The 25,934-nt window shown below is 58.8% G+C and carries 20 protein-coding genes; 6 read left to right on the plus strand and 14 right to left on the minus strand.

Features of this window, described 5'->3' with window-relative positions; translation table 11 throughout:
* Nucleotides 1–15: 15 nt before the first annotated feature.
* The 4 genes from recG to ybaK all read right to left on the minus strand — a co-directional run bounded on the left by recG (nucleotide 16) and on the right by ybaK (nucleotide 5,947).
* Nucleotides 16–2,082 carry an ATP-dependent DNA helicase RecG gene (gene recG / locus HMPREF9161_RS03420; RefSeq protein WP_009728286.1) on the minus strand — a complete coding sequence of 689 codons (2,067 nt, stop codon included), beginning with the start codon at nucleotides 2,080–2,082 and terminating at the stop codon, nucleotides 16–18.
* Nucleotides 2,083–2,158: 76 nt separating this feature from the next.
* Complete coding sequence (gene pckA, locus HMPREF9161_RS03425) at nucleotides 2,159–3,778, minus strand: phosphoenolpyruvate carboxykinase (ATP) (protein ID WP_009728287.1); 1,620 nt, start codon at nucleotides 3,776–3,778, stop codon at nucleotides 2,159–2,161.
* Between the two features lie 123 nt (nucleotides 3,779–3,901).
* Complete coding sequence (thrC, locus tag HMPREF9161_RS03430; RefSeq protein WP_009728288.1) at nucleotides 3,902–5,386, minus strand: threonine synthase; 1,485 nt, start codon at nucleotides 5,384–5,386, stop codon at nucleotides 3,902–3,904.
* A gap of 75 nt (nucleotides 5,387–5,461) precedes the next feature.
* Nucleotides 5,462–5,947, minus strand: coding sequence for a Cys-tRNA(Pro) deacylase (gene ybaK, locus HMPREF9161_RS03435; RefSeq protein ID WP_037348773.1), 486 nt, complete (start codon nucleotides 5,945–5,947; stop codon nucleotides 5,462–5,464).
* A gap of 60 nt (nucleotides 5,948–6,007) precedes the next feature.
* Here ybaK and nadE point away from each other — a divergent pair, with 60 nt between their 5' ends.
* The 6 genes from nadE (at nucleotide 6,008) to HMPREF9161_RS03465 (ending at nucleotide 12,212) form a co-directional block, all read left to right on the plus strand.
* On the plus strand, nucleotides 6,008–7,672 hold the full coding sequence (gene nadE, locus HMPREF9161_RS03440) for an NAD(+) synthase (RefSeq protein WP_009728290.1): 1,665 nt from the start codon (nucleotides 6,008–6,010) through the stop codon (nucleotides 7,670–7,672).
* A 164-nt stretch (nucleotides 7,673–7,836) separates the two neighbouring features.
* Nucleotides 7,837–8,790 carry a metal ABC transporter solute-binding protein, Zn/Mn family gene (locus tag HMPREF9161_RS03445; protein WP_009728291.1) on the plus strand — a complete coding sequence of 318 codons (954 nt, stop codon included), beginning with the start codon at nucleotides 7,837–7,839 and terminating at the stop codon, nucleotides 8,788–8,790.
* A 54-nt stretch (nucleotides 8,791–8,844) separates the two neighbouring features.
* Nucleotides 8,845–9,567 carry a metal ABC transporter ATP-binding protein gene (locus HMPREF9161_RS03450; RefSeq protein ID WP_037348565.1) on the plus strand — a complete coding sequence of 241 codons (723 nt, stop codon included), beginning with the start codon at nucleotides 8,845–8,847 and terminating at the stop codon, nucleotides 9,565–9,567.
* 3 nt (nucleotides 9,568–9,570) lie between these two features.
* Nucleotides 9,571–10,446: a metal ABC transporter permease gene (locus tag HMPREF9161_RS03455; protein WP_009728293.1), complete on the plus strand. Its 876-nt coding sequence runs from the start codon at nucleotides 9,571–9,573 to the stop codon at nucleotides 10,444–10,446.
* Nucleotides 10,439–11,539: a metal ABC transporter permease gene (locus tag HMPREF9161_RS03460; protein WP_009728294.1), complete on the plus strand. Its 1,101-nt coding sequence runs from the start codon at nucleotides 10,439–10,441 to the stop codon at nucleotides 11,537–11,539. The genes HMPREF9161_RS03455 and HMPREF9161_RS03460 overlap by 8 nt, the downstream gene beginning before the upstream one ends.
* A gap of 16 nt (nucleotides 11,540–11,555) precedes the next feature.
* On the plus strand, nucleotides 11,556–12,212 hold the full coding sequence (locus tag HMPREF9161_RS03465) for a metal-dependent transcriptional regulator (protein ID WP_009728295.1): 657 nt from the start codon (nucleotides 11,556–11,558) through the stop codon (nucleotides 12,210–12,212).
* A gap of 86 nt (nucleotides 12,213–12,298) precedes the next feature.
* Here HMPREF9161_RS03465 and HMPREF9161_RS03470 read toward each other — a convergent pair whose 3' ends face one another.
* From HMPREF9161_RS03470 to HMPREF9161_RS03510, 10 genes are all read right to left on the minus strand, one after another.
* Nucleotides 12,299–12,748 carry a hypothetical protein gene (locus HMPREF9161_RS03470; RefSeq protein WP_009728296.1) on the minus strand — a complete coding sequence of 150 codons (450 nt, stop codon included), beginning with the start codon at nucleotides 12,746–12,748 and terminating at the stop codon, nucleotides 12,299–12,301.
* Between the two features lie 109 nt (nucleotides 12,749–12,857).
* On the minus strand, nucleotides 12,858–16,649 hold the full coding sequence (locus HMPREF9161_RS03475; RefSeq protein WP_009728297.1) for a phosphoribosylformylglycinamidine synthase: 3,792 nt from the start codon (nucleotides 16,647–16,649) through the stop codon (nucleotides 12,858–12,860).
* A gap of 177 nt (nucleotides 16,650–16,826) precedes the next feature.
* A complete protein-coding gene (deoD, locus tag HMPREF9161_RS03480) occupies nucleotides 16,827–17,534 on the minus strand; it encodes a purine-nucleoside phosphorylase (protein WP_009728298.1) in 708 nt (235 codons plus the stop codon).
* A gap of 62 nt (nucleotides 17,535–17,596) precedes the next feature.
* Nucleotides 17,597–18,586: a UDP-glucose 4-epimerase GalE gene (galE, locus tag HMPREF9161_RS03485; protein ID WP_009728299.1), complete on the minus strand. Its 990-nt coding sequence runs from the start codon at nucleotides 18,584–18,586 to the stop codon at nucleotides 17,597–17,599.
* Between the two features lie 96 nt (nucleotides 18,587–18,682).
* Nucleotides 18,683–19,717 (minus strand): ABC transporter substrate-binding protein, encoded by a 1,035-nt coding sequence (locus tag HMPREF9161_RS03490; RefSeq protein WP_009728300.1) that lies wholly within the window; start codon nucleotides 19,715–19,717, stop codon nucleotides 18,683–18,685.
* 21 nt (nucleotides 19,718–19,738) lie between these two features.
* A complete protein-coding gene (locus HMPREF9161_RS03495; protein WP_009728301.1) occupies nucleotides 19,739–21,994 on the minus strand; it encodes a TonB-dependent receptor in 2,256 nt (751 codons plus the stop codon).
* A 237-nt stretch (nucleotides 21,995–22,231) separates the two neighbouring features.
* Nucleotides 22,232–23,101: a zinc metalloprotease HtpX gene (gene htpX, locus HMPREF9161_RS03500; RefSeq protein WP_009728302.1), complete on the minus strand. Its 870-nt coding sequence runs from the start codon at nucleotides 23,099–23,101 to the stop codon at nucleotides 22,232–22,234.
* Nucleotides 23,102–23,207: 106 nt separating this feature from the next.
* Nucleotides 23,208–24,788, minus strand: coding sequence for a phosphoglycerate dehydrogenase (gene serA, locus HMPREF9161_RS03505; RefSeq protein ID WP_037348777.1), 1,581 nt, complete (start codon nucleotides 24,786–24,788; stop codon nucleotides 23,208–23,210).
* A gap of 305 nt (nucleotides 24,789–25,093) precedes the next feature.
* Nucleotides 25,094–25,276: a hypothetical protein gene (locus tag HMPREF9161_RS09920; RefSeq protein WP_009728304.1), complete on the minus strand. Its 183-nt coding sequence runs from the start codon at nucleotides 25,274–25,276 to the stop codon at nucleotides 25,094–25,096.
* Between the two features lie 35 nt (nucleotides 25,277–25,311).
* Nucleotides 25,312–25,548 carry a hypothetical protein gene (locus HMPREF9161_RS03510; protein WP_009728305.1) on the minus strand — a complete coding sequence of 79 codons (237 nt, stop codon included), beginning with the start codon at nucleotides 25,546–25,548 and terminating at the stop codon, nucleotides 25,312–25,314.
* Between the last annotated feature and the right edge of the window lie 386 nt (nucleotides 25,549–25,934).

The following is a 25,934-nucleotide window of genomic DNA, read 5'->3' on the forward strand; positions in this document are numbered from 1 at the left end:
GCCCCGACACAATCCTCAGACTTCCGAAATATGCGCAAACTGTTCGCGGTACTGCCGCACGAGGCTCGGCAGGACGAAGGCAAGCGCAGCGGGGTCGTCCACGGTGCGGAGCGCCGCCTTGCGCGCGAGGAGGAGCAGGTCCATATCGGCGAGCACGTCGGCGATTTTGAGATCCCCGAGCCCGTGCTGCATCGCACCGAAGAACTGGCCCGGCCCGCGGAGGCGGAGATCCTCCTCCGCGAGGCGGAACCCGTCGCTCGTCTGCTCGATGATCTTCAGCCGCTCCTCTGAGGCCGCCGCACTCCCCGCGACGAGGATGCAGTAGGAGGCGTACGCCCCGCGCCCCACGCGTCCGCGCAGCTGGTGCAGCTGCGCCAGACCAAACCGCTCGGCGTGCTCGACGACGAGGATGCTCGCGTTCGGCACGTTGACGCCGACCTCGATCACCGTCGTCGATACGAGGAGTTTGATCTTATCCTCGTAAAAATCGCGCATGACGGCTTCCTTCTCCGCGGATTTCATCCGTCCGTGCAGAAGCCCGCAGCGGATGCCGCGAAAGATGCCGCGCGAAAGTTCTTCGTAGACCTCCTCTGCCGAGGGCAGATCGCTCTCCTCGCTGGCCTCAATCAGCGGGCAGACGACGTATGCCTGCCGCCCGCTCTCAATCTCCCTGCGCACGAACGCATAGATTTTGTCCCGCGCGGCCTCGGTGCGCAGGAAGGTACGAACGGCGCGCCGCCCGGGCGGGAGATGTTCGATGCGCGAGACGTCAAGGTCGCCGTAGACCGTCAGCGTCATCGTACGCGGAATCGGCGTCGCCGTCATGACGAGCACGTCGGGCGTTATGCCGCTCTTCTTCTCGAGCGCGGCGCGCTGCGCCACGCCGAACCGGTGCTGTTCATCCGTCACAACGAGCCCGAGCGCGGCAAAGGCGACGCGATCCTCGATCAGCGCATGCGTGCCGACGACAATATCGACCTCGTGCGCCGCGAGCGCGGCGTCCGTCTCCGCGCGCGCCTTCTTCGCGAGGCGCCCCGCGAGGAACCCGACGCGTATTCCGCGCGGGGTAAGAAGTTCCGAGAGGTAGTCGTAATGCTGGCGCGCGAGGATCTCGGTCGGCGCCATGAGCGCGCCCTGATACCCGCTCTCCACGGTCTTGACGAGAGCGAGCAGGGCGATCGCCGTTTTCCCCGATCCAACGTCCCCCTGCACGAGGCGGCGCATCGGCAGCGGCGATTCCATATCGCGCGCAACCTCCTCCCATACGGTCTGCTGGTCCTCCGTCAACGTGAAGGGCAGCGCCTCAAGTACGGCGGCGATATGCGCCCCGTTCGGGCGGTGCGCGATGCCCTGCTGCTCCTCTGCGCTCCGCTTTTTAATCGCAAGCAGGCCGCATTGAATGAGGTAGAGCTCTTCAAAGGCAAGGCGCCTCCGCGCCGCGCTGAGTTCCTCCGCCCGCTTGGGGAAGTGAATCTGCCGGAAAGCGTCCGCGCGCCCGATGAGGCCGTACTCCTCTCGGACGGCGGCGGGCAGCGTTTCCGTGAGTTCTGCGGCGGATTCTTTGAGCGCGTATGCCGTCATGCCGCGCAGCTGTTTCTGCGTAAGCCCCTCGGTTGCGGCGTAGACGGGGAGGATGCCGAGCAGGGATTCTGCGGATTCCTGCGCGCCGAGAAATTCGAGCGCCGTCATCTGAGAGAGCGCGAGCTGCCCGCCGCCGTTGTAGGCGTAATCCGCCCTGCCCGCGAGGAAGACGCGCCGCCCCTCGCGCAGTTTCGTTTTGAGAAAGTGCTGATTGAACCAAACGGCCTGCGCATAGCCCGTGCCGTCGCCGATGAGCGCCGTCAGCACGGTAAAGCCGCGCCGCCGCGTCCGGCGTTCTGTCACCGTTTGAATGACGCCGACGACCGCGGCGCGCATGCCCGCCCGCAGGTCGGCGATGCGCGTGATGCGGCTCCGGTCCTCATAGGCGCGCGGGTAATAGGTCAGGAGGTCGTAGACCGTCTCTACGCCGAGGCGGCGCAGCGCAGCCGCCTTCTTGACGCCCACGCCGCGCACCTTGTTCACGCTGTCCGTCAGCAGCATCCCTGCCCCCTCCCCGCTCAAAAAACAGAAAAACCGCCGCACCGTTGTGCGGCGGTTCCGCCGTTATGACTGTCGTTTAGAGCTTCGGCCCCGCCGCAACGAGACGCTGCCCATCTTCATTGCCTTCGTACTTCTTAAAGTTCTTGATGAAACGCGCGGCAAGGTCCTTTGCCTTTTCGTCCCACTCGGTACGGCTGGCATACGTGTCGCGCGGATCGAGAATCTTCGCATCGACGCCCGGCAGCTCCGTCGGCACCTCGAAATCGAAGTACGGAATCTTCTTCGTCGGCGCGCTGTCGATCGCGCCGCTTTGGATGGCATGGATGATGCCGCGCGTATCCTGAATGGAGATGCGCTTCCCAGTGCCGTTCCAGCCCGTGTTGACGAGGTAGGCCTTCGACCCGTGCTCCTCCATCTTGCGGACGAGTTCTTCCGCGTACTTCGTCGGATGGAGTTCGAGGAACGCCTGCCCGAAACACGCTGAGAAGGTCGGCGTCGGTTCCGTGATGCCGCGCTCCGTGCCCGCAAGTTTCGACGTGAACCCTGAGAGGAAGTAGTATTTCGTCTGCTCCGGCGTCAGAATCGAGACCGGCGGCAGCACGCCGAACGCGTCCGCCGAGAGGAAGATGACGTGCTTTGCATGGGGCCCCGCCGATTTATCGCGCACGTGTCCCTGAACGATGTGTTCGATATGATGGATGGGATAGGAGACGCGCGTATTCTCCGTGATGGATTTATCCGCAAAGTCCACATGACCCGCGAGGTCGACGGTCACGTTCTCGAGCAGCGCGTTGCGCTTGATCGCGCCGTAGATATCCGGCTCCGCCTTGGGGTCGAGATTGATGACCTTCGCGTAGCAGCCGCCCTCGTAGTTGAACACGCCCTCGTCGTCCCAGCCGTGCTCGTCGTCGCCGATGAGCAGCCGCTCGTGGTCGGTCGAAAGGGTGGTCTTGCCCGTCCCCGAGAGTCCGAAGAAAAGGGTGGTATTCTCCCCCTGCTTGTCCGTGTTCGCCGAGCAGTGCATCGAGGCGATGCCCTTCAAGGGGAGGTAGTAGTTCATCATCGAGAACATGCCCTTTTTCATCTCGCCGCCGTACCATGTGTTGACGATAATCTGCTCGCGGCTCGTGAGGTTGAACATGACTGCCGTCTCGGAGTTGAGGCCGAGGTCGCCGAAATGCATCACGCGTGCCTTGGCCGCGTTGTAGACGATGAAATCCGGTTGAAAGCCGCGCAGTTCCTCCTCCGTCGGGCGAATGAACATATTCGTCACGAAATGCGCCTGCCACGGCACTTCCATGATGAACCGCACCGCCATGCGCGTGTTCTTGTTCGCGCCGCAGAACGCGTCGACAACGAAGAGGCGTTTGTTGCAGAGCTCGCGAATCGCAATCTCGCGCACGGCGTTCCACGCTTTCTGCGTCGCGCGGTGGTTGTCGTTCTTGTATTCGGGGGACGTCCACCAAACCGTGTTGTGCGATGTCTCGTCGTCCACGATGTATTTATCTTTCGGAGAACGGCCCGTATAGATCCCCGTCATCACGTTGACGGCGTCGCCCATCTCCGTTACCTGTCCGCGCTCGCAGCCCTCGAGGTCCGGCCGCAGTTCCTCGCGGAACAGCTGGTCGTAGCTTGGATTATGAACGACTTCGGTTGTGCCTGTAATGCCGTATTGTGTGAGATCAATCGTTGCCATGACAGTTTACCTCTTTCTCCAAAAAACATTGGGACGTCATATAACCGCATATTTAGAAAATTCTTCACATAAGTGGAAAATCCTTCTTTGGCAAACAAAGTTTTTATTGATAGCGCATCTTTCTCAGTGCGCGCATCCTGCAAAATCCAACACGACCGCGCGCATCTCGTCCCGTTCGCACACGTCCGTGTGACGCACGGGCTGCGCGCGCAGTCCCGCCAGCCCCTGCGGAATCTCCATGCCGCTCAGTTCACGCAAATGCGCCATCTGTGCAAAGGGATCGGCATCGACCGCCGCCCCGAGTGCAGAGAGCACACTCGCAGCGAATTTATACGGGCTCGCCGTCGAGAGCACCGCCGTCGGGCGCGCGTCCCCCGTCTCCTTTCGGTACCGCTCCGCCGCGCTGTAGGCGACGGCGGTATGCGGGTCAAGCGTATACTTCGTGCGCTCGTATACGCTGCGGATCTCCTCCCGCGTCGCCGCATCGTCCGCAAAAGCCGCCCAGAAATGCTCACGCAGCTGCGGCAGAAGTCCGCTCGCATCGTAGACACCCTTCTCCGCAAGACTGCGCATCCACGCGGCGACCTGCCGCGTATCCTCCGTCAGATGATAGAGCAGGCGCTCGAGATTGCTCGAGACGAGAATGTCCATCGACGGCGAGATGGTCTGATAAAATGCGCGGCGGCGGTCGTAGACGCCGCTCTGCAGGAAGTCGGTCAGCACATTGTTCGCGTTCGAGGCACAGACGAGCCGCCCGACGGGCAGTCCCATGCGTTTCGCATAGAAGCCGGCAAGGATATTTCCGAAATTCCCGGTCGGCACGGCGTAGTTCACCGCATCGCCGCACCGAACCGCCCCCTCCGCGAGGAGGTCGGCATACGCGCTGAAATAGTAGACGATCTGCGGTGCGAGGCGCCCCCAGTTGATGGAGTTCGCCGAGGACAGCCGCGTATGCGCCGCCGCGAGCGTCTTTGCCGTCGCCGCGTCGCTGAATATCTCCTTCACGCCGCGCTGCGCGTCGTCGAAGTTGCCGCGCACAGCGACGACCTTCACGTTTGCGCCTTCCTGCGTCGCCATCTGGAGACGCTGGACGGGGCTGACGCCGCCGTCCGGATAGAATACCATCATCTGAATCCCGGGCGCGTCCGCGAATCCCGCGAGCGCGGCCTTGCCCGTGTCGCCCGACGTCGCGACGAGGATGAGTACGGTCTCTTGCTCCCCCATCTTCCCGCGCGCCGCGCTCATGAGCTGCGGAAGGAGCTGGAGCGCCATGTCCTTGAACGCGCTCGTCGGACCGTGCCAGAGTTCGAGCACCGAAAGGCCGCCGACCGCGCGCAGCGGCGCGCGCCGCGCGTCGTCGAACGTGTGTCCGTAGGCGCGCTGCACGCAGCCCGTAAGTTCCGCCTCCGTATAGTCTGTAAGATAGAGGCGCAGGATGCGCACGGCACGCTCCTCATAGGAGAGCGGCACAAGCGCCTCGATATCGGCGCGGCTCACCTGCGGGAACGCGGCAGGTACGAAGAGGCCGCCGTCAGCGGCAAGCCCCCGCAGGATTGCCGCGGCGGATGAGACGCGCTCCGCGGCGCCGCGCGTGCTGAAATAATCCATTTGTATACATCCTTTCGCTTGGGCAGGGAAATTCATCTGTGTTATAATAGGCTCAGCCGCCCCTGCGGCGTATGGTCAGCGCGCAATATTCGCCGGCACCGCGTCCGCCGCGCGGACAAGGTCGCCGGGCGCGAGCGCAATCTGCTCGCCGCGCCGTCCCGCGCTGATATAAATGCGGTCGTGCATAAGCGCGCTCTCGTCGAGGTAGACGGGGTAGGCTTTCTTCGCACCGAGCGGCGAACATCCGCCGCGCACATAGCCCGTGAGGTCAAAAACTTCTTTGAGATGCGCCATCTCGGCGCGTTTATTCCCCGATGCGGCAGCCGCGGCCTTGAGGTCGAGTTCGCCGCCGCCCGGAATCACCGCCATGAAGACGCCCGTCCGGTCCCCGCGCACGACCAGCGTCTTATAGAGCCGCGCAAGCGGGATGCCCGTCACCGCGGCCACATGCGCGGCCGAAAGGTCGCTCTCGTCCGCGGGATAGGTCAGCAGCTCATAGGAGATGCCGAGCCGGTCGAGAATCCGCGCCGCGTTCGTCTTTTGTATTTTCTTTTTTGCCACGATCATTCACCGCGTCAAATTATAGCATAATACGCGCCGTTTTGGAAAGGAGCGCCGTCAATGAAAATCGCACTCATATCGATGGAGGTCGTGCCCGGCAGACCGGACCGCAACACGAAGACCATCTGTCAAAAAATACGGGAGGCAAAAGCCGCGGGCGCGGAACTCGCCGTCTGCCCCGCGTTCTGTCTCTCCGGCAGGTTCCTCGGACGAGAGCTCTCGCAGCCCGCCTTTCTCCGCGACTGCATGGACGACGCGCAGGATATCGCGCGGGCGGCGGAGGGCATCGCCGTGCTCTTCGGCAGCATTGCCGACGAGGCGGAGCGTCCCGTCTCGGACGGCCGCACGCTGCTCTCAGCACGCGACGGCGCGCTCCAAGAAGTAGCGCGCCGCCCGCTGCATGCGAGCAGTCCCTTCTCCCCGCTCATCTACGCGCTGCCCGAAGAGGATATCCTCATCGCCGTCGACGCCGCCCCCTTCCCCACGCCGCTCCGCGGCGCGGGGCTCGCGGCGCTCGCGCGCAAACACAGGAAGACGGTCGTCTATGTCAACGCGCTCGGTCTGCAAGACAAGGGGAAGACGGTCTATGCCTTTGACGGCGTCTGCCGCGTCTGCCGCGCCGACGGCTCCGTCGTTCTGACGACGCCCCCCTACGAAGACGGCATCACCGTCGTCGACACGGCGGCGCTGACGTCGTGCGAAACGCCCGCGAAGGAACCCGAAGTCGCCCCGATCTACCGCACGCTCCGCTACGGCGTGCGAAAATTTCTGGAGCGCATTCATATGGAGCGGGTCGTCGTCGGCATCTCGGGCGGCATCGACTCCGCCGTCAGCGCCGCCCTCTACGTCGACGCCATCGGCGCGGACAGGGTGCTCCTCGTCAATATGCCGAGCCGTTTCAACTCCGCCACGACGAAGGGACTTGCGGCGCAGCTCGCGGAGCGACTCGGCTGCCGCTCGATGATCGTGCCCATCGAGGAGAGCGTCGCGCACACGGTCGCGCAGCTGACGGAGATTTCCGTCGAAGGCGCGGCGGCAGCACCGGGCGAGCGTCTTAAGATATCCTCTTTCGTCCGCGAGAACATGCAGGCGCGCGACCGCAGCGGGCGGGTCCTCGCGACGATTGCCGCGGCGTGGGGCGCGGGATTTACCTGCAACGGAAACAAGGCGGAGTCGACCGTCGGCTATGCGACCCTTTACGGCGACCTTGCGGGATTCTTCGCGGCGCTCGCCGACCTTTGGAAATACCGGGTCTACGATCTCGCGCGCTATCTGAACGCGTCGGTCTACGGACGCGAGGTCATCCCGCAGGGCATCATCGACATCATGCCGAGCGCCGAGCTCTCCGACGCGCAGAACGTGGACGAGGGCAAGGGCGACCCCATCCGCTATCCGTACCACGACTTTCTCTTCCGCGCGTTTGCCGAGGACAGCCGCCTCCCCGAGGACATCCTGCAGGCGTATGCGAAGAACGCGCTCGAAGCGTACATCGGCTGCGCGGAGGGTCTTGTCGCCTCATATTTCCCCACGGCGGCGGATTTCATCGCCGATCTCGAACACTGGTGGGGGCTCTATACGGGCATGGCGGTCGCCAAGCGCATCCAGGCCCCGCCCATCCTCTCCGTCAGCGGCCATGCGTACGGCGCGGATCATCCCGAATCCCAGATCGGCGCGTACGAAACGCGCGCTTACCGCAGGCTCAAAGAGGAACTGCTGAACGCGTAATTTTTTCAACAAAGGGCTATCGCACGTTTTCTACAAACGTACGATAGTCCCTTTTTTATATTATCTTTTACCATTGTAAAAATTATTTTTTATAAATATAAAATTCTTATTTACAAATCAAAAAAATTTCGCTATAATCCGAAAAAGAAAGGACGGTGCAGCCCATGCAGCACAAGAAAAGTTTTGCTTATGTACTTCTCGCATGTTGTTTCCTCCTCGTCTCCCTTGTCGGCGGATGCGGCGGAACGTCTGCGGATAAACCGGCCGGCGATAAGTCGGCAGCCAAGAAAACGGTCACGGTCACGACGTCGTTCCTGCAGGATATGACGAAGCAGCTCGCCGGCGACTATGTCAACATCGAACTGATCATCCCGGCGGGCGAGGACCCGCATCTCTACGTGGCGCAGCCTGCCGATCTCGAAAAGATCAAGAAGGCCGATCTTCTCCTCTACCACGGCCTCCACTTCGAGGGCAAGATGGCAGAGGTGCTCGAGAAGAAGGGCGTCGCTGTGACGAAGGACTTCCCCGACAGCGAGATCAACTATATGGAGGAAGACGGCAAGCGCATCGTCGACCCGCACTTCTGGTTCGACGTCGCGCTCTACAAGCAGGCGACGGAGAAGGCCGCGGAGGAACTCGAAAAACTCCTGCCCGACCATAAGGCGGACATCGAGGCAAATCTCAAGAAATACCTCGGCCAGCTCGACGCGCTCGACACCGAGATCAAAGAAAAGATCGCGACGATCCCCGAGGGACAGCGCAATCTCGTCACCCCGCACGACGCCTTCAACTATTTCTCGCACCGCTACCATATGAACGTCGTCGCGCCGCAGGGCGTCAGCACGGACTCCGAGGTTGCGAACGCCGACGTCGAGAAGACGGCGAACTTCATCGTCGAGCACAAAGTCAAGGCGGTATTCGCCGAGAGCACGACGAACCCGGAACGCATGAAGAAACTCCAGGAGGTCTGCAAGACCAAGGGCTTCGACGTCGAGATCGTGGGCGGCGAAGGGAACGAATTGTTCTCGGATTCACTCGCGCCGGAAGGGCAGAAAGGCGACACCTACATCGACATGTATAAGAGCAACGTCGATCTGATCGTCAGCCATCTGAAGTAAGATATTTGACGGAGGCGGGGAAGTCCCGCCTCTTTTTGTTCTAAGGAAGAGACTATGGATAAAAATAGGAGCGTCATACATGTGGAGGATCTCACGATGGCGTACCGCGAGACCCCCGTCCTCTGGGACATCGACCTCGATATCCCGGAACACGTACGCTGCGCGATCGTCGGCCCCAACGGTGCGGGCAAATCCACGCTGCTCGGCGGCATCCTCGGTCTGATCACACCCGTATCGGGCGAGGTGCGTCTGTGGGGGCGCCCGCTCAACGAAGTGCGCAAACGCATCGCCTATGTGCCGCAGCGCGGATCGGTGCACTGGGATTTCCCGACGACCGTCTCGGACGTCGTGCTCATGGGCCGCTACGCGCATATCGGCCTCATCAAGCGGCCGAAAAAAATCGACCGTGAAATCGCGCTCGACGCGCTCGAAAAGATGAAAATGGCGGACTTTGCCGACCGTCAGATCTCGGAGCTGTCGGGCGGACAGAAGCAGCGCGTCTTCATCGCGCGCGCCCTCGCGCAGGACGCCGACCTCTACATCATGGACGAGCCGCTCGCGGGCGTCGACGAGACGACGGAGCGCATCATCATGGACAAATTCATGGATCTGCAGAAAGACCGGCGCACCGTTATCGCCGTGCACCACGACCTCAGTACCCTCGACGCCTATTTCGACTTCCTCGTCGTGCTCAACCGCACGGTCAAGGCGTGCGACTACCTCGCAAACGTCGACAAAGAGGAAAAACTTGCGCTTGCGTACCGGATCAAGGAGTAAGCGATGGACATTCTATTCAATTACACCTTTCAAATCGTCGCCGTCGGCAGCCTCGTCCTCGCCGTCACTGCGGGCTCTGTCGGCGCGTTCAGCGTCTACAAGGGACAGAGTCTCATCGGCGACGCCATCGGGCACTCGACCTTCCCCGGCATCATCCTCGCCTATATGATCTTTGCGACGCGCAGCCCCGTCGTCCTGCTCTGCGGCGCGATCGCTGCGGGCGCGGCAAGCTACGCGCTCATCCAGCTCGCGCACGAAGACAAGCGGCTCGGTCTTGACGCCAACCTCGCCGTCTTCCTCTCGGGCTTCTTCGGTCTCGGCATGGCGCTCAAGAGTTTCATCCAAGGCAACCCCGACTACGCGGGCGCCTCGCAGGCGGGGCTCGGCACCTATATCTTCGGCCAGGCGGCGTATATGCTCGAGATCGACGTCATGCTGATCTTTATCGTTTCCGCCCTCTGTCTCCTCATCCTCCTCGTATTCTACAAGGAGCTGAAACTCTTCGTCTTCGACGCGGAATACGCGCGCGTCGCGGGCCTCCCCTGCCGCCTGCTGAACGTCCTGCTGCTCGTCATGACGATCTCCGTCATCGGCATCGGCATCAAGGCGGTCGGCGCAATCCTCATCAGTTCCTTCCTCATTATCCCGTGCGTCGCGGCAAATCAGTGGTCAAACGAGTTCTCCCGCGTTCTCGTGCTCAGCAGCGGCATCGGCGCTGTCTCGGCACTCGTCGGAACATATATCAGCACGGCGGAACAGGGCATGTCGACAGGCCCCTGCATCATCCTCGCCGCATGTCTCATTGCTTTTTTCTCCATCCTGTTCGGACCGAAGGGCATCCTCGCCCGTATGTTAAAAAGGAGGCGGCGGCATGGATGACGCATTGCTCGTGCTGCTGCTGACCGCCGCGGCCTGTTCTTCGCTCGGCGCGTTCCTCATCCTGCGCCGCCTGTCGATGATGGCGGATGCCATCAGCCACACCGTCCTGCTCGGCATCGTGCTCGCGTTCTTCGTGACCTACAATCTCGGTTCGCCGTGGCTGCTGTTCGGCGCGGCGATCATGGGCGTCGTCACGGTATCACTCGTAGAGCTGCTCGGCAAGACGAACCTCGTCAAATACGACGACGCGATCGGCGTCGTCTTCCCGCTGCTCTTTGCGATCGCCGTCATTCTCATCAGTAAATTCGCCGGCAACGCGCATCTCGACACAGATATGGTGCTCATGGGAGAGGTCATCTATTCCGGGCTGAACACCGTACGCATCGGCGGACTCGATATCCCTTCCGCCGCGCTCAAGATGGGCGGTCTGCTCGCTCTCATCGCCACCTTTATCGGCGTATTCTACAAGGAGTTGAAGGTCTCGACCTTCGACGAGGAATACGCTAGGCTCATCGGCATCCCGACGGGCATTTTGTTCTACGCCTTCATGTCGATCACGTCGCTGACGACCGTCGCCGCGTTCGACGCGGTGGGCTCGATTCTCGTCATCTCGTTTTTCATCGCGCCGGCGGCGACCGCGCTGCTCTTTACAAAAAATTTGACGCAGACTTTGCTTATTTCCGTATTTTTTAGTATGATAAACAGTATCATAGGTTATACGATCGCGGTGCACGCGAACTCCTCCATCGCGGGGCTGTGTGCGGGCATCAACACGCTCGTCTACATGTTCGCGCTGCTCGTCAATCCGAAGGGCGTCATCACGGAGTATATGCGCCGTGCCCGGAATAAAAAACGGCTGCGGCAGGAGCTCTTCATCCTGCATATCGGCAAACATACGGCGGTACAGATGCAAAGCCCTGAAAACCACATTGCAGAGATCGAGAACCATCTCAAATGGGGGGCGGCGCGCGTAAACGAGGTCAGCGGCGCGCTGCTTGCAAACGGGGAGCTGCGGCGCGCGGGAGACTATTACCTCCTGACGGATCGCGGCGCCGAGGTCTACAAGGCGCTGTGCCGGAGATATTATATTTAGGGGAATCGACATGACAATGGAGATACAACCGCAGTGGGAAGAGTTCATCATCGCCGTCTTTAAGATGAGCCGGCGGCAGGGCAAGGCGACGAATAAAGAGCTCAGTCGACGGCTCTCCGTCTCGCCCTCGCTCGTCACGGAGGTCATCAAAAAGATGCAGGCCGAGGGCATCCTCGCCGGCGGAAAGAATATCATCGCGCTGACGGAGGCGGGCGAAGCCGCCGCTAAGCACATCATCTCAAAGCACCGTCTGTGGGAATACTTCCTCACCGAAACGCTGAACTACAATTGGAAGGACGTCCATGCACAGGCAAGCGCCCTCCAAAGCGTTACGAGCGACGCGCTCTTTGAAAAACTCAACGACTACCTCCGGCGCCCCGCGGCCTGCCCGCACGGCGGCGCGATTTTCGCCAACCGCGCCGACGAACTCGAGGGACTCGTGCCGCTCTCAGAATGCACGCCCGGGGTCTCCTATACCATGCGGCGCATCCCGGACAACACGGCGCTCCTCGAATACGTCGAGCACATCGGGCTCGTCCTCGGTCAAACGCTTACCGTCAAGGGATTCGAATCGTTCGACCACACGGCGATCATCGACATGGACGGCGCCGAGGTGCGCGTCTCGCCGAAGGCGTGCGTCGATATCTATCTCGCGGCGGATGACGCCGACTAATACGGCACAGAAAAAGACTCTCCCGAGAAGACGGCGTCTGGAGAGTCTTTTTTCATTGGCAGCATAATCGGTGCGCCGCCCTTCGCTCACGAATACATCAACGTGCCGGCGAGCCCCCAAACGATCAGGAGGATGCCGATCACCCATGCGTAGACGCCCGCGCGCGGCAGGCGCCGGACGAAGAAATAGAGTCCTTGATCCGCACGGAGCAATTTTTGCACCGTCGGTTCATCCGCATCCATACCGATGCGCGCGGCGAAGGAGTTCCTGATGCGATAGAGGGGCAGACCGCCGCACAGGAGAACGCAGCCGATAAAGAAGCCGAGCATATACTGCCCCGCCTCCGATTCAAAATCGTAGCCGGGCACCAGCGCAAGGTCGCGGATAACGAACGGGACGAGCGCAATGAGCACCGAGCCGAACACGCCGACCGTACACATAAGAGCAGCGCCGCTCGCCTCTCCGCGCCGGTACCAAACGATCGTCTGCAGGAGACGTTTTCCCACAAGCAGTAAAATAAACGCAATAATATACACGAAAAAGAACTCCTCTTCCTATCGGCATGCGCCCATAAATCGCTCACGGGCACGGGCGCTGCCGGGCATGCGTTACGATAGAATTATCCTCCGCGATGCCTCCCGTATTTTACCGCATAAAATACGCGGCGCCGGACTCGAACACCTGCTGGTTCATATCGCCGATGACGTTCTTGCCGATGTTCTCGCCGATGCGCTCGGCGTGTGCCATGCGCCCGTAAATGCGCCCGTCCGGGCTCGTAATGCCCTCGATCGCGTTGACCGAGCCGTTGGGGTTGTACGGCTGCTCGAGCGTCGGATCCCCCTGGTCGTTGACGTACTGCGTCGCGATCTGCCCGCGCACACGGAGGTTCGCCACAGTCTTTGCGTCGGCATAGAACCGCCCTTCGCCGTGCGAGACGGCAATCGTATGCGTATCGCCGATCTTGACATTCGCGAACCACGGCGAGAGATTCGACGCGACGCGTACCCGCACGGTCTGCGAAACATGGCGGGCGATGTTGTTGTAGGTGAGCGTCGGCGTGCTGTCGTCAAGATCGCAGATTTTTCCGTACGGCAGCAGTCCCAGTTTGAGCAGGGCTTGGAACCCGTTGCAGATACCGAGGATAAGCCCGTCCTGATCATGCAGGAGACGTTGCGCCGCCTCGGCAATCTCGGGCGCGCGGAACATCGCCGCGATGAACTTGCCCGAGCCGCCCGGCTCGTCGCCGCCGCTGAAACCGCCCGGCAGCATGAGAATCTGAGATTTCCGCAGCGCCGCCGCAATCGCGTGCACAGTCTCCTCAACCGCCCGCGGCGTAAGATTGCGCACGACGAGGATCTCCGGCACGGCGCCGACGCGTTCCCATGCGCGTGCGGAATCGTATTCGCAGTTCGTCCCCGGGAATACGGGAATCAGGACGCGCGGACGCGCGATCTTGCCCTCACGGCTGAGCGGCCGTCCCTGCGTATAAGGGGCATAGGTCGGCCGATCGATCTGCCGCACGGCCTGCGGAACCGTCGTCGGGAAGATTTTCTCGAGCGGCTCCGTATACGCCGCCTTAATATCGGAGAGCACAATGGTATCGAGATCCGTGATGATGCTCGGCACATCGCGCGTCTCGCCGAGCTCGATCGCCCCCGTCCCCGCAAGTTCCCGCGGAATATCGAGCGTCGACGCGACCTCGAGCAGAACCGTTCCGTAGAGCGGCTTAAAGAGATCGTCCTGCGGGATGAACGCCTTAAATTTAAAGCCGAGATTGTTGCCGAGACACATCTTCGACAACGCCGCCGCGATGCCGCCCTTGCCGACGGTCTGCGCGGAAAACGCCTTCTGCGACGCGATGAGCTGATAAATCTTAGCGAAATTCTTATTGAGCCGCGGAAATACGGGCAGGTCATGCGCGTCCCGTGGCACGGGAATCATGACGACGCGGTTCGCCGGGAATTTGAACTCGGGCGAAATCACATCGTCCGCACGTACCGGCGCGACGCCGAACGCCACAAGCGTCGGCGGCACGTTGAGTTCCTCGAACGACCCCGACATCGAGTCCTTGCCGCCGATCGCGGGGATCCCCAGAGCATGCTGCGCGCAGAGGGCGCCTAAGAGCGCGGCAAAAGGCTTGCCCCACTTCTTCGGGTCGGTGCCGAGACGCTCGAAGTACTCCTGCAGCGTCAAGCGAATCCGCGCCGGATCCCCGCCCGTCGCAACGATTTTCGCCGCCGCCTCGACGATCGCGTAAACGGCGCCGTGGAACGGGCTCCATGTGGAGAGGTCGGGATCGAAGCCGAATGCCATCGCGGACGCCGTGTTCGTCTCCCCCGTACGCACAGGGATTTTCGCGACCATTGCTTCTGCCGGCGTCAATTGGTATTTCCCGCCGAACGGCATGAGAACGGAGGCGGCGCCGACGGTCGCATCGAACCGCTCGCCGAGCCCCTTTTGACTGCATACGTTGAGGTCGCGCAGATTCGCGAGCCACGCCTTCTCAAGATCGCGTCCGGCCTGTCTGACGGCAGGCGGGATTTGCTGCAAATACGGATTTTTCTCATTCGGCGATTCGACGATCGCGCGCACGCGCTGACGCACGCCGTTCGTGGCGAGGAAGCTGCGCGCGATCCGCACGATCTCCTTGCCGCGCCATTTCATGACGAGCCGGGGTGCCGCCGTTACGACGGCGACCCGCGTCGCTTCAAGATTTTCGATATCCGCATGACGCAGGAACTCCTCCACGTCCCCGGGTGCGAGCACAACCGCCATACGTTCCTGGGACTCGGAGATGGCAAGTTCCGTCCCGTCGAGCCCCTCGTATTTCTTCGGCACGGCGTCGAGGTCGATCGTCAGCCCGTCCGCGAGCTCGCCGATCGCAACGGCGGCGCCGCCCGCGCCGAAATCGTTGCAGCGCTTAATCAGGCGGCTGACCTCCGGATTGCGAAAGAGCCTCTGGATCTTGCGCTCCGTCGGTGCGTTGCCTTTCTGCACCTCTGCCCCGGAGGTTGTCAGCGACGTCTCGGTCTGCTGTTTGGAGGAACCCGTGGCGCCGCCGATGCCGTCGCGCCCCGTACGCCCGCCGAGCAGCACGACGACGTCCCCCGGCGCGGGCCGCTCACGCGCCACCTGCGACACGGGTGCGGCCGCGATGACGGCGCCGATCTCCATGCGCTTTGCAAGGTATCCCTTATGATAGATCTCACGTACAATGCCCGTCGCAAGGCCGATCTGATTGCCGTAGGAGCTGTATCCCTCCGCCGCGCCGAGCGTAATCTTCTTCTGCGGCAGCTTGCCCTTTAGCGTATCTTCAATAGGTGCGCGCGGATCCCACGCCCCTGTCACGCGCATCGCCTGATAGACGTAGGAGCGCCCGGAGAGCGGATCGCGGATCGCCCCCCCGAGGCAGGTTGCCGCGCCGCCGAACGGTTCGATCTCCGTCGGATGGTTATGCGTCTCGTTCTTGAACATGAGGAGCCATTCCTCGTCCCTGCCGTCCACATCCACCGTGATGCGGATGCTGCACGCGTTGATCTCCTCCGATTCGTCGAGGTCGTCGAGTTTCCCCTCCGCGCGCAGTGCCTTCATCCCTATGACCGCAATATCCATCAGCGTGGATTCGCGTTTCTTTCCGTCCTTATAGATTGCCCGCCGATCGTCCGTATACTGCCGGTATGCCTCAATGATCGGCAGGGAGAACGGACCGTTTTCGATGTTCACGGCATCGATCGCGGTCGTAAAGGTCGTGTGGCGGCAGTGATCCGACCAGTAGGTGTCGATAACGCGCAGTTCGGTGATCGTCGGCGCACGGCGCTCCGTATCGTGAAAATACTGCCGGACAAATTCAAGATCCGCCTCGCTCATCGCAAAGCCGCGCGCGGCGTGGAACCGCTCAAGTTCGACACGCGAGAGCCGGTTGAAGTCCGCGAGCACTTCGACGTCCGACGGCAGCGTCACCCGGCCGTCGAGCGTCGCGGGCAGCGCAAGAGAGGCTTCGCGGCTCTCCACAGGGTTGATGAGATACTTTTTAATGCGCTCATAGACGTCATCGTCCACCTTCCCGACGAGGACGACGACGCGGGCCGTACGTACCGTCGGGCGCTCCCCCTGGGTCACGAGCTGCACGCATTCCTCGGCCGCGGCCGCCGTCGGATCGAACTGCCCCGGCAGCGGCTCGATCGCGAAGGTATGCGCGTCGGAGAAATCCGGCAGCGCGTCTTCGTAGACCGTATCGACAGGCGGATCTGCAAAGACGATGTTGCGCACCTGCGCAAACTCCTCTTCGCCGAGTCCCTCTATATCGTACCGCGTAATGATCCGCACGGCGCGCAGATGCGTGAGGCGGAACGTCTCTATGAGATCGCCGCACAGCCGCTGCGCCGGAATATCGAAAAATCCCTGTCGTTTTTCCACAAAGATTCGTTTGACAGCCATCGGAACCCCCTCTATCTATGAAGCCGTTATCCCATGTTCTATTTTATCTGAACTGACCGGAATATGCAACCGTGTGAATGCCTCAATCCAATATGTCTTTAAAAATTATTGCAAAAATACGGCCCCAACAAAAAACGGGCATCGCAAAAGATACCCGTCATGATATTGTCGCAGAGATCAGCCGACGGCCGTCTCGAGCGCGATCTCTATCATATCTTCGAACGTCGTCTGACGCTCCTCGGCCGTGCAGCGCTCCCCCGTCACGAGATGATCGCTGACCGTAAAGAGCGCAAGCGCCCGGCGCCCGAACTTCGCCGCGAGCGTGTAAAGCGCCGCGGCCTCCATCTCGACGGCAAGCACGCCGTATTTGCGCAGCTTTTCATTATCGATCTCCTCGTCGTAGAACCGGTCGACGGAGATCACATTGCCGACGCGCACGGGGAGGTTCAGTTTCTTCGCGTTCTCCACCGCGGCAGCGAGCAGATCATAGTCCGCGAGCGGCGCATAGTTGATGCTCCCGCCGAAGATGTTGCGGATCATGGAGGAGTCCGTCGTCGCCCCCTGCGCGATCAGCACGTCGCGCAGCTTCACCTTCTCGTGCATCCCGCCGCAGGTGCCGACGCGGATGAGTTTCTGCACGCCGTAGTGCTCCATGAGTTCGTTCGCATAGATGGAGATCGACGGCATCCCCATGCCCGTCCCCTGCACCGATACGCGCGTGCCCCGGTATGTCCCCGTGTAGCCGAGGATATTACGGATGGATGTGTACTCTTTCGCGCCCTCGAGAAAATGCTCCGCGATGAACTTCGCGCGCAGCGGATCCCCCGGCAGCAGGATACGGTCGGCAATCTCCCCCGGGGCGGCGGCAATATGCGGTGTGCTCATAGAAATGCTCCTTTGCTATCGGCAAATATCATATTCTTATAGATGTGAAAGCTTTCGCTTTCTCAATCCTCATACCCGTTCGGATGCGATGCGTGCCAGCGCCACGCCGTGCCGATGATCTCCTCCACATCCGTGAACCGAGGGTCCCAGCCGAGCGCTATGCGCGCCTTTTCGCTCGACGCGATCAGCTGCGCTGGATCGCCCGCGCGGCGCGGGCCGATCTCCACCGCGATCTCCTTGCCCGTCGCTTTTTCCGCAGCCGCGATCATCTCCTTGACCGAGAATCCGCTGCCGCTCCCGAGGTTGAAGATATCGCTCTCGCCTCCGCGCCTCAGATAGTCGAGCGCGCGCATGTGGGCATCCGCGAGGTCGACGACGTGAATATAGTCGCGCAGACAAGTGCCGTCGGGCGTCGGATAGTCGTCGCCGTAGATCGTGATGTGGCTGCGTCTCCCGGTCGGCACCTGTAGGATGAGCGGGATGAGATGCGTCTCCGTCCGATGGTCCTCGCCGATCGATCCGTCCGGCAGCGCGCCCGCCGCATTGAAATAGCGCAGCGAAACATAGCGCACGCCGTCGGCGCGGCTCACCCACTTCATCATCTTCTCCATCGTGAGCTTCGTCTCGCCGTAAGTATTCGTCGGGTTCGTCTCGTCGTCCTCACGGATCGGCACGCGCTTCGGCTCGCCGTAGACCGCCGCCGTCGAAGAAAAAACGATTTTATCCGCGCCGTGCCGCACCATCGCCTCGAGCAGCACCTGCATCCCGTAGACATTGTTGTTGAAATAGAGGAGCGGCCGCTCCATGCTCTCCCCCACGAGAGAGTTCGCCGCGAAGTGAATGACCGCTTCAATTTCATGTTCCGTGAATATGCGGTCCAGCACCTCCGCATCGCGAATGTCGCCCTCATAGAATGCCGCGTTCGGATGCAGCGCCCCGCGGTGCCCCGTCTGGAGATTATCGACAACGACGACCTCTTCTCCGCTTGCAGCCAGTTGATGCGCGGCATGCGCGCCGATGTAGCCCGCGCCGCCACAAACGAGTATAGCCATGTTCCGTTTTCTCCTTTCGGGTCTATTTTACAGCCAATATATAGGCTTGGCAAGCGCCCCTATCATAACGCCGCGATAACAGCGATAGATACTATTTCATTTGGGCGCTGCATGAAGGTCAGGGTACATACAATCCGCCATGTATCTGATTCCGTCCAGCACCCGAATACCCGGCGCATATACGTATGTGAACGGAAGCCCGTAAATACGCTGATGATGGACGGCATCCAAACTGTTCAGAGCAATGTCATTGCGTACCATATCCTCATAATAGGATCGATCCCGTTCATCCGTACACATCACAAAGATAATCTCCGGATTGCACCGGAGGATTTCTTCTTTATTGACGGTATGCTCTTCCCCCGATACGAGCTCGCCGCCCAGTCGCTCGACCATATCTCCGACAAGCCACTGCCGCTCATAGTTGAAAATATATGCGGGCGTATTATATTGGAGCACCATCACTGTCGGATGTTCCCCGACTTCCCGCGCCCTGCCGCAGACCTCTCGAATCTGTGTCCGTATTTCACGGACATAGCTTTCTCCCAAAGCTCTTTGGTTAAAAATCTCCGCCATGTCAAGAATGAACCGGCATTCATCCTCTACTTCTGCATTTTTCTTGACACTATTAGATGAGGCCATAATATACGTTGGAATATTTCTTTCTCTCCAAAATGTCGTATTAATCAAGGCTCCCTTGGAGAAGGTCGACCCCCACCCTACGATGAAGTCGGGCTCATACATGACGATGGTCTCCCTGTCAAACTCATGCCGAATGATCGGGGGGAGTTTCGCATTGGCCGTATATTTGGGGTCGAAGCCGTCCATATATTTGTTCGACACCGATGCGGCCACGACAGATTGACCCGCCCCCAGCGCGAATATCGTTTCCAGACTGCCCTTTTGATTGGTAATCACCCGATGGGGAATCCGGTCAAACGCGATGTCAATCGGTTGTTTTCTTTCGTCATAGGTATGAATGACGACATGTCCATAAGCATGATCCGGGGCGCTGTCGGGAGACAGTATTTCCGGAGCGGATACGGGGTGTGCTTGATTCTCCTGTACCAGCGTACCGACCCCAAGCCCCATCAGCGCCAATAGAGAAAAACCGACGATTATTTGTTTCATTTTTAAACTGCTTACAGTCGCTTAGAAATCGTACTTGACGCCGAACATAAAACTCCGTCCGCTCTGCGGAAACGCTCCGATACTGCACAGCGCATAATACTTATTCTCCCAAGCTTCATTGAACACATTATCCACCACGGCATATACCGACAATTGATCATCCATTTTGTAATTCATGGACAAACGGCTCACGATGAACCGACGGTCGGTAAAATAGCGCCGATTCATCCCTGAATAAATCATCGTAGAGAAATCGGCATTAAACCGATCCTTTCGATATCCAATATCGACGCCGTATTTATTCACCGGTCTGATAGAATTCACCAATACGTTGACGGAAGTTCCCGTGTCGGGATCAACCGTAACATTCTTCCCCTTAAAATCATCATGCACATAGGAATACGTCATACCGACGGACCATGTATCAGAGATTTTCTTATGCAGTCCCAAATTGATCGCTCTTTTCTTTTGAACTGCATTGATCGCTCTATTGGATACCTTTCCATTCGGCCCTACGACCGAATACTGTCCGATGGCATTGCTCATGTCTATATACGAATAATTTACATCAAAAGCAAACCCCCGATAAACTTTTCGGATCCCCAAGTTATAGGCGTTTCCTTTTTCATTGTTGAGTTTTTCAAACGTGCTCGAAAAATCTGCACTCCATAACGGACGGTTGACCTGAGCCCATGAAGCGTATATGGTTGCGGACGGATCGATTAAATACTGACTCGACAGGATCAAGCTGCCATGACTATATTTACCGCTTTTGCTCACATTATTCCCGCTGATCGTTCCAATGGAATAGTCGCCGTAATGATCATATCGAAACGCAGGAGTGACTTCCCAATTGTCGGTTACATGGATTTTATCCTGAACATAAGCGCTGAAATTATTCCGTTTGATGGAGTTAATATCCCGGAAATAATTTGTCGCGGCATTTGGATTGATTCTATCCCATTTGCTCTGCGTCATCAGCGCGCCGAACAAAACATCATGCTTCCCCCAATGTTTCCCAAGCTGCAGCTGGATTCCTCTCATGAATTCCCTGTCGCGTGTGGACCATTGCGGAATCTCTGTCTGCGTATCCCAATGTTCCAACAGCCATGAGATACGGCTTTGAGGGAGCCCCCACAGCCTTCCTCTCCTGTTATTCCAATAGGAAGTCCGCTCATCGAAAATCCTTACGAAACTTTCCATATGACGATCATTGGCAAAGACATAGGTTAAGCTGAGGTTCTTGGCAATCGTCTCCGTATAGGATCCGAGCAGCCCCTCGTAAATAAACCAGTTGCGATATCCTCTCTCCCAAAAATCAGAGTTATGCCATCCATAGTCTCCTCCGGCGGCATGGTACAACGTATCGTCCAGCAGATTGCTCAAATGTCTGTAGTCCGGCGCCGTCAGCGGCATTCCTGAGCGGTCATAGGAATAATTGTAAAGGAAGGACAATCTATGCGTTTTGTCAAAATCATTGTCAATCTTAACGGTAACATTCGTATCTTTAAAATCTGTCCCTATAAATTTTCGGTTGACTCCCGTAAGGCCATCCTTATAATGCGTACTTCCGCCTCTATCCTGATTCACCGCAATATAATACCGTAGTTTCCCCTGATTTGCAGGACCCGATGTATTGACCGCGTAATAATGGCGCCCCCATGAGCCCGTTCCTATATCGACTGCAGAACGCGGCTGAAGGCTTCCCCTTCTGGTAATGATATTGATGGCTCCGCCTGTGGCATCCGACCCATATACGGATGCGCCCGGCCCCTTGATTACCTCTATCTGTTCAACCAGATCCATATTGTTGAGCAGATACATCGCCATGACATTTTTGGAATTGCCATAACTGGAGTGTCCCGCAAAATTACTTGCCCCATTATCGAGACGTCGGCCGTCCAACAGGATCACAACATGCCCGTCGCCGTTAATCTGTACTTCCGACGTGTATGTTCCGCCGCCGTACATGCCGCCGTGGAATCCCGTGTCGCTGATTAAGACGCCGGGTACCGTTTTTATCGCCTCCGCAAGGCTCTTATAGTGTTTTCGTTCAATTTCTTCCCTTGCGATAACGCTGACATCCCCGCCCGTACGGTAATATGACTGGGCCGTCACTTCATTTCCGAATTTATCATATTTGCCGTCCCCATATACGGTCACATTTTCAAGGTAATAGGTTGCAAGACCCGCATCCGTCGTCTTAGATGCGCCGATTGATACGCCGGCATACGATGTTACGCATAAAGCCGCCAATACCGCACAAGTTTTCTTCATCTTGATCCTCTCCTTCTTTAATAAAAATACGCCTCCTGTATACGCCCCTCCATTCATAGATTATCCAAGAAAATACTATAAATATTTTAACCATTTATAATCCACATGATATCATTTGTTTATATTATCGTCAATATATAAGCATATTCCCTTACGCAAAAAATAACCGGCAAAATTGCTTGCCGGTCGGAATTTTAGCTTTTATTCTATTAGCTGTGCATATTCTTTTTCGGTTACTCACCGAACGCCCATGCGCTGCGCCTGTGCGCGCAGGCGCGCGATGCGCTCCTGCGTGTCCGGATGTGTCGAGAAGAGGCTCTTAAAGGAGATGTCTCTGCCCGTCAGCGGGTTGATGATGCACATATGTGCGGTCGCGGGCGTCGCCTCGGGGAGAGGCGCGCCGTGGACGGCATAGTACTCGATCTTCTCGAGCGCTGAGGCAAGGTCGTTCGGATTGCCGCAGAACTCTGCGCCCGTCTCGTCCGCGCTGTACTCGCGCGAGCGTGAGATCGCCATCTGGATGAGCGCCGCTGCGATCGGCGCGATAATCGCCGTCGCAATCAGGCCGATGATGCCGCCGCGGTCGTCGTCGCTTGAGCGCCCGCCGCCGAATATCGCCGCCCACTGCGCGATATTCGCCGCGTAGGAGATAACGGTCGCCATCGTCGCCGCCACCGTCGAAATCAGAATATCACGGTGCTTTACATGGGCGAGCTCATGGCCGAGCACGCCTGCGATCTCGTTGTAGTCGAGCGCACGCATGAGCCCCGTCGTGACGGCGACCGCCGCGTTCGACGGATTGCGTCCCGTCGCGAAGGCGTTCGGCGCATCCTCGTTGATGATGTAGACGCGCGGCATCGGCAGCTCCGCCTTCCCCGCGAGTTTTTCCACGAGTCCGTAGAGCTCGGGCGCGCTCGAACGGTCGACCTCCTGCGCGTTGTACATGCTGAGCACCATGCGGTCGGAGAACCAATACGAGAAGAAGTTCATGGCGAGCGCGATGACAAGCATCACGGTCATGCCCGTATGTCCGGCGAATATGCCGCCGAGTGCAACCATGAGCGCCATGAGGAGCGCCATGAGCATTGTTGTCTTGAGGGAGTTCATACAATCTGCCTCCTTAGAATCGATTGACTTTGTCTTTTTGACTATAATACTGAAGGATTATGGAAAAAGGCTGAAATTCGCGGTTCTCTATGGAGGAATATGCGCATCAGACCGATTCAAAATTAACGAGCTTTGCGTCAAAGATGCCGTCGAGTGCCACGACGCGCGCGAGCGTCTCCGCCGGAATGTCGTGGTCCACCGTGAGCACCATGATGTTCGTCCCCGCGCGGTCGGATTTCCCCACCTGCATCGCGGAGATGTTGATGCCCGCCGCGCCCATGATGGAGCCGATCGTGCCGATGACGCCGGGGCGGTTGATATGCGGGCAGATGAGAATGCGCGCGTGCGGGTCGACGTCCACGCGGAACCGGTTGATGCGGACGATGCGCCCCTCCGTTCCGAAGAGCGTTCCCTGCACCTCGGTCACCTTATCCCCCGCCGACGCACGTACGGTGATGAGCGTTGAGAAATCGGACGTCTCCTTCTCCTTGACCTCGGTCACCTTGATGCCGCGCGACTTCGCGACGCTCGGCGCGTTGACATAGTTGATCTCGCTCTCAAGGATGGGGTTGAGCATGCCCTTGAGCACCGCCGTCGTGAGGAAGCTCGTATTGACATCGGTAATCTCGCCGTTGTAGACGACCTCCACGCGCGTGACAGGGCCTGCGGCAAGAGAGCAGACCGTGCAGCCGAGGCGTTCGGCGAGTGTGATGTAGGGACGGATGACGCGCATGACTTCGGGGGAAACGGGGGCCATGTTGACCGCCGTCGTCACGGGTTCGCCCCGCAGTGCGGCGCGGATGCCCTCCGCCACGTCGACGGACACGCCGATCTGCGCCTCGACAGTCGATGCGCCGAGATGCGGCGTCAGGACAATGCCCGGCACGCCGCGCAGCGGGTGATCCGCCGGGAGCGGTTCCTCCTCGAACACGTCGACGGCCGCCCCCGCGACGATTCCCTCGCGTACCGCCGCCGCGAGATCCGCCTCGTCGATGATGCCGCCGCGCGCGCAGTTGACGAGACGCACGCCAGGCTTCATCCGGCGCATCTGCGCTATGGAGATCATGCCGCGCGTCTCCTTGGTCAGCGGCATATGCACCGTGATGAAATCCGCTTCCTTAAATATATCGTCGAGCGTCCCGATCGTCACCCCGAGCGCCTGCGCACGCTCCTCGTTGACGTATGGATCATAGGCGACGACGTTCATGTCAAAGGCGAGAGCGCGCTTTGCGACGCCGCTGCCGATGCGCCCCATGCCGATGACGCCGAGCGTCTTGCCGCGCAGTTCCACGCCGACATACGCCTTGCGGTTCCACTCCCCCCGCCGCATCGTTTCGTCTGCCGCCGGGATATTGCGCGCCATCGACAGCATCATCGCCATCGTGTGCTCCGTCGCCGCGATCGTGTTGCCGCCCGGCGAATTGATCACGATGATGCCGCGCTCGGTCGCCACTTTCACGTCGATGTTGTCGACGCCGACGCCCGCTCTGCCGATGATCTTGAGATTCTCCGCGCGCGCGATCACATCCGCCGTCACCTTTGACGCCGAGCGCACCATGAGCGCGTCATAGCCGCCGATGATGCCCAGCAGTTCCTCATGAGAGAGTTTATCGCGCACATCGACCTCGTAGTCCGCAAGCAGCGCGATCCCCTTCGGCGAAATCCCGTCGGCAACCAAAATCTTCATCATCGTTTCCTCCCTGCGGCGCATCGCCGCACTGTGCTGAATAATATCGATTTATTATACGATTTACAGGAATGAATAGCAATACACGGGAACAGAAAAACGCTCTCTCCCTTTGATATATCTAACTTTTTGCCGATTATCCGCCAATAAATCAAATCCACATAAATGCATCTAAAATAGAGATTTTCACCGTGTTTTGTAGACAACCAGCCGTACAGCAGGTGGATTTTTGTTTCGCGCTCTTCGTTCGCTTAGCTGGGTCACGACCCATATATAGAAAAACCGCTTACAGATGCAAGCGGTTTTTATGCAACTTCTTCGATTTCATTTGTTAAAATCTCAACCCCACTATTTTCTCCATGTCCCTTGAGCATGATGCTCTGTTCTTCGGGCTCATAATCCGGCGCACCGAGCACCGTGTCAACATAACCTTTGCCATCTATACAGATTACTTTAACCGTTTTCCCGAGCCATTCATAGACATTCACGGCTTACACCTGCTCTTATAGCATGCAAGCAGTCTTTATAACAAATTTTCGTTGATGTCTGGCAGCGTGTCTCGGAATGGACGTCCATTGACCATGAACTTGTCGAGCGCGTTGTCATAGGATGTAAACAACGTCCCTTCATCGTCAGCGCCACTGCAGCATATTATTTTCTCTGTGCTCTCCGGATATATGCCGATATCGAACTTATCATCATAATAGGCAAAGTCGTTCAGATTACCAACATAATTCTCCATGAAGTCTTGCAACGTCATTTCGCTTCTCCTCCTTTCTTAAAATTTCCCCATGTATACCGAGAAACTGTCACCTCTGATATAGGCTCAGTGTCGCAAGATACTCTCTGCCGCCCTCCTCGATGCGCGTTCTACCGGCATCTCATTATCCAGCATGCCGAGAATCACAGGCTTTAGCCGGCACATACAATGTGGATGAACGGGCAGTAAGGGAACTTTATCCTTCGGGAATATGCCTGCGCCCATACAAAAAGGACGCCGCCAGTATAGCAATACCCTTTTGCGCTGTGATTCACTCAGTTTTTATTATGCGTGCGGCACGCGCAGGGTCTTTCTTGACGATAGCCGCGAAGGACTTAATCATCTCCCACTCATCGTCAGAGGCTCTCGTCTGCCTCTGTTTGCGC

Origin of the sequence: Selenomonas sp. F0473 (assembly GCF_000315545.1) — a bacterium.
Classification (GTDB): domain Bacteria; phylum Bacillota; class Negativicutes; order Selenomonadales; family Selenomonadaceae; genus Centipeda.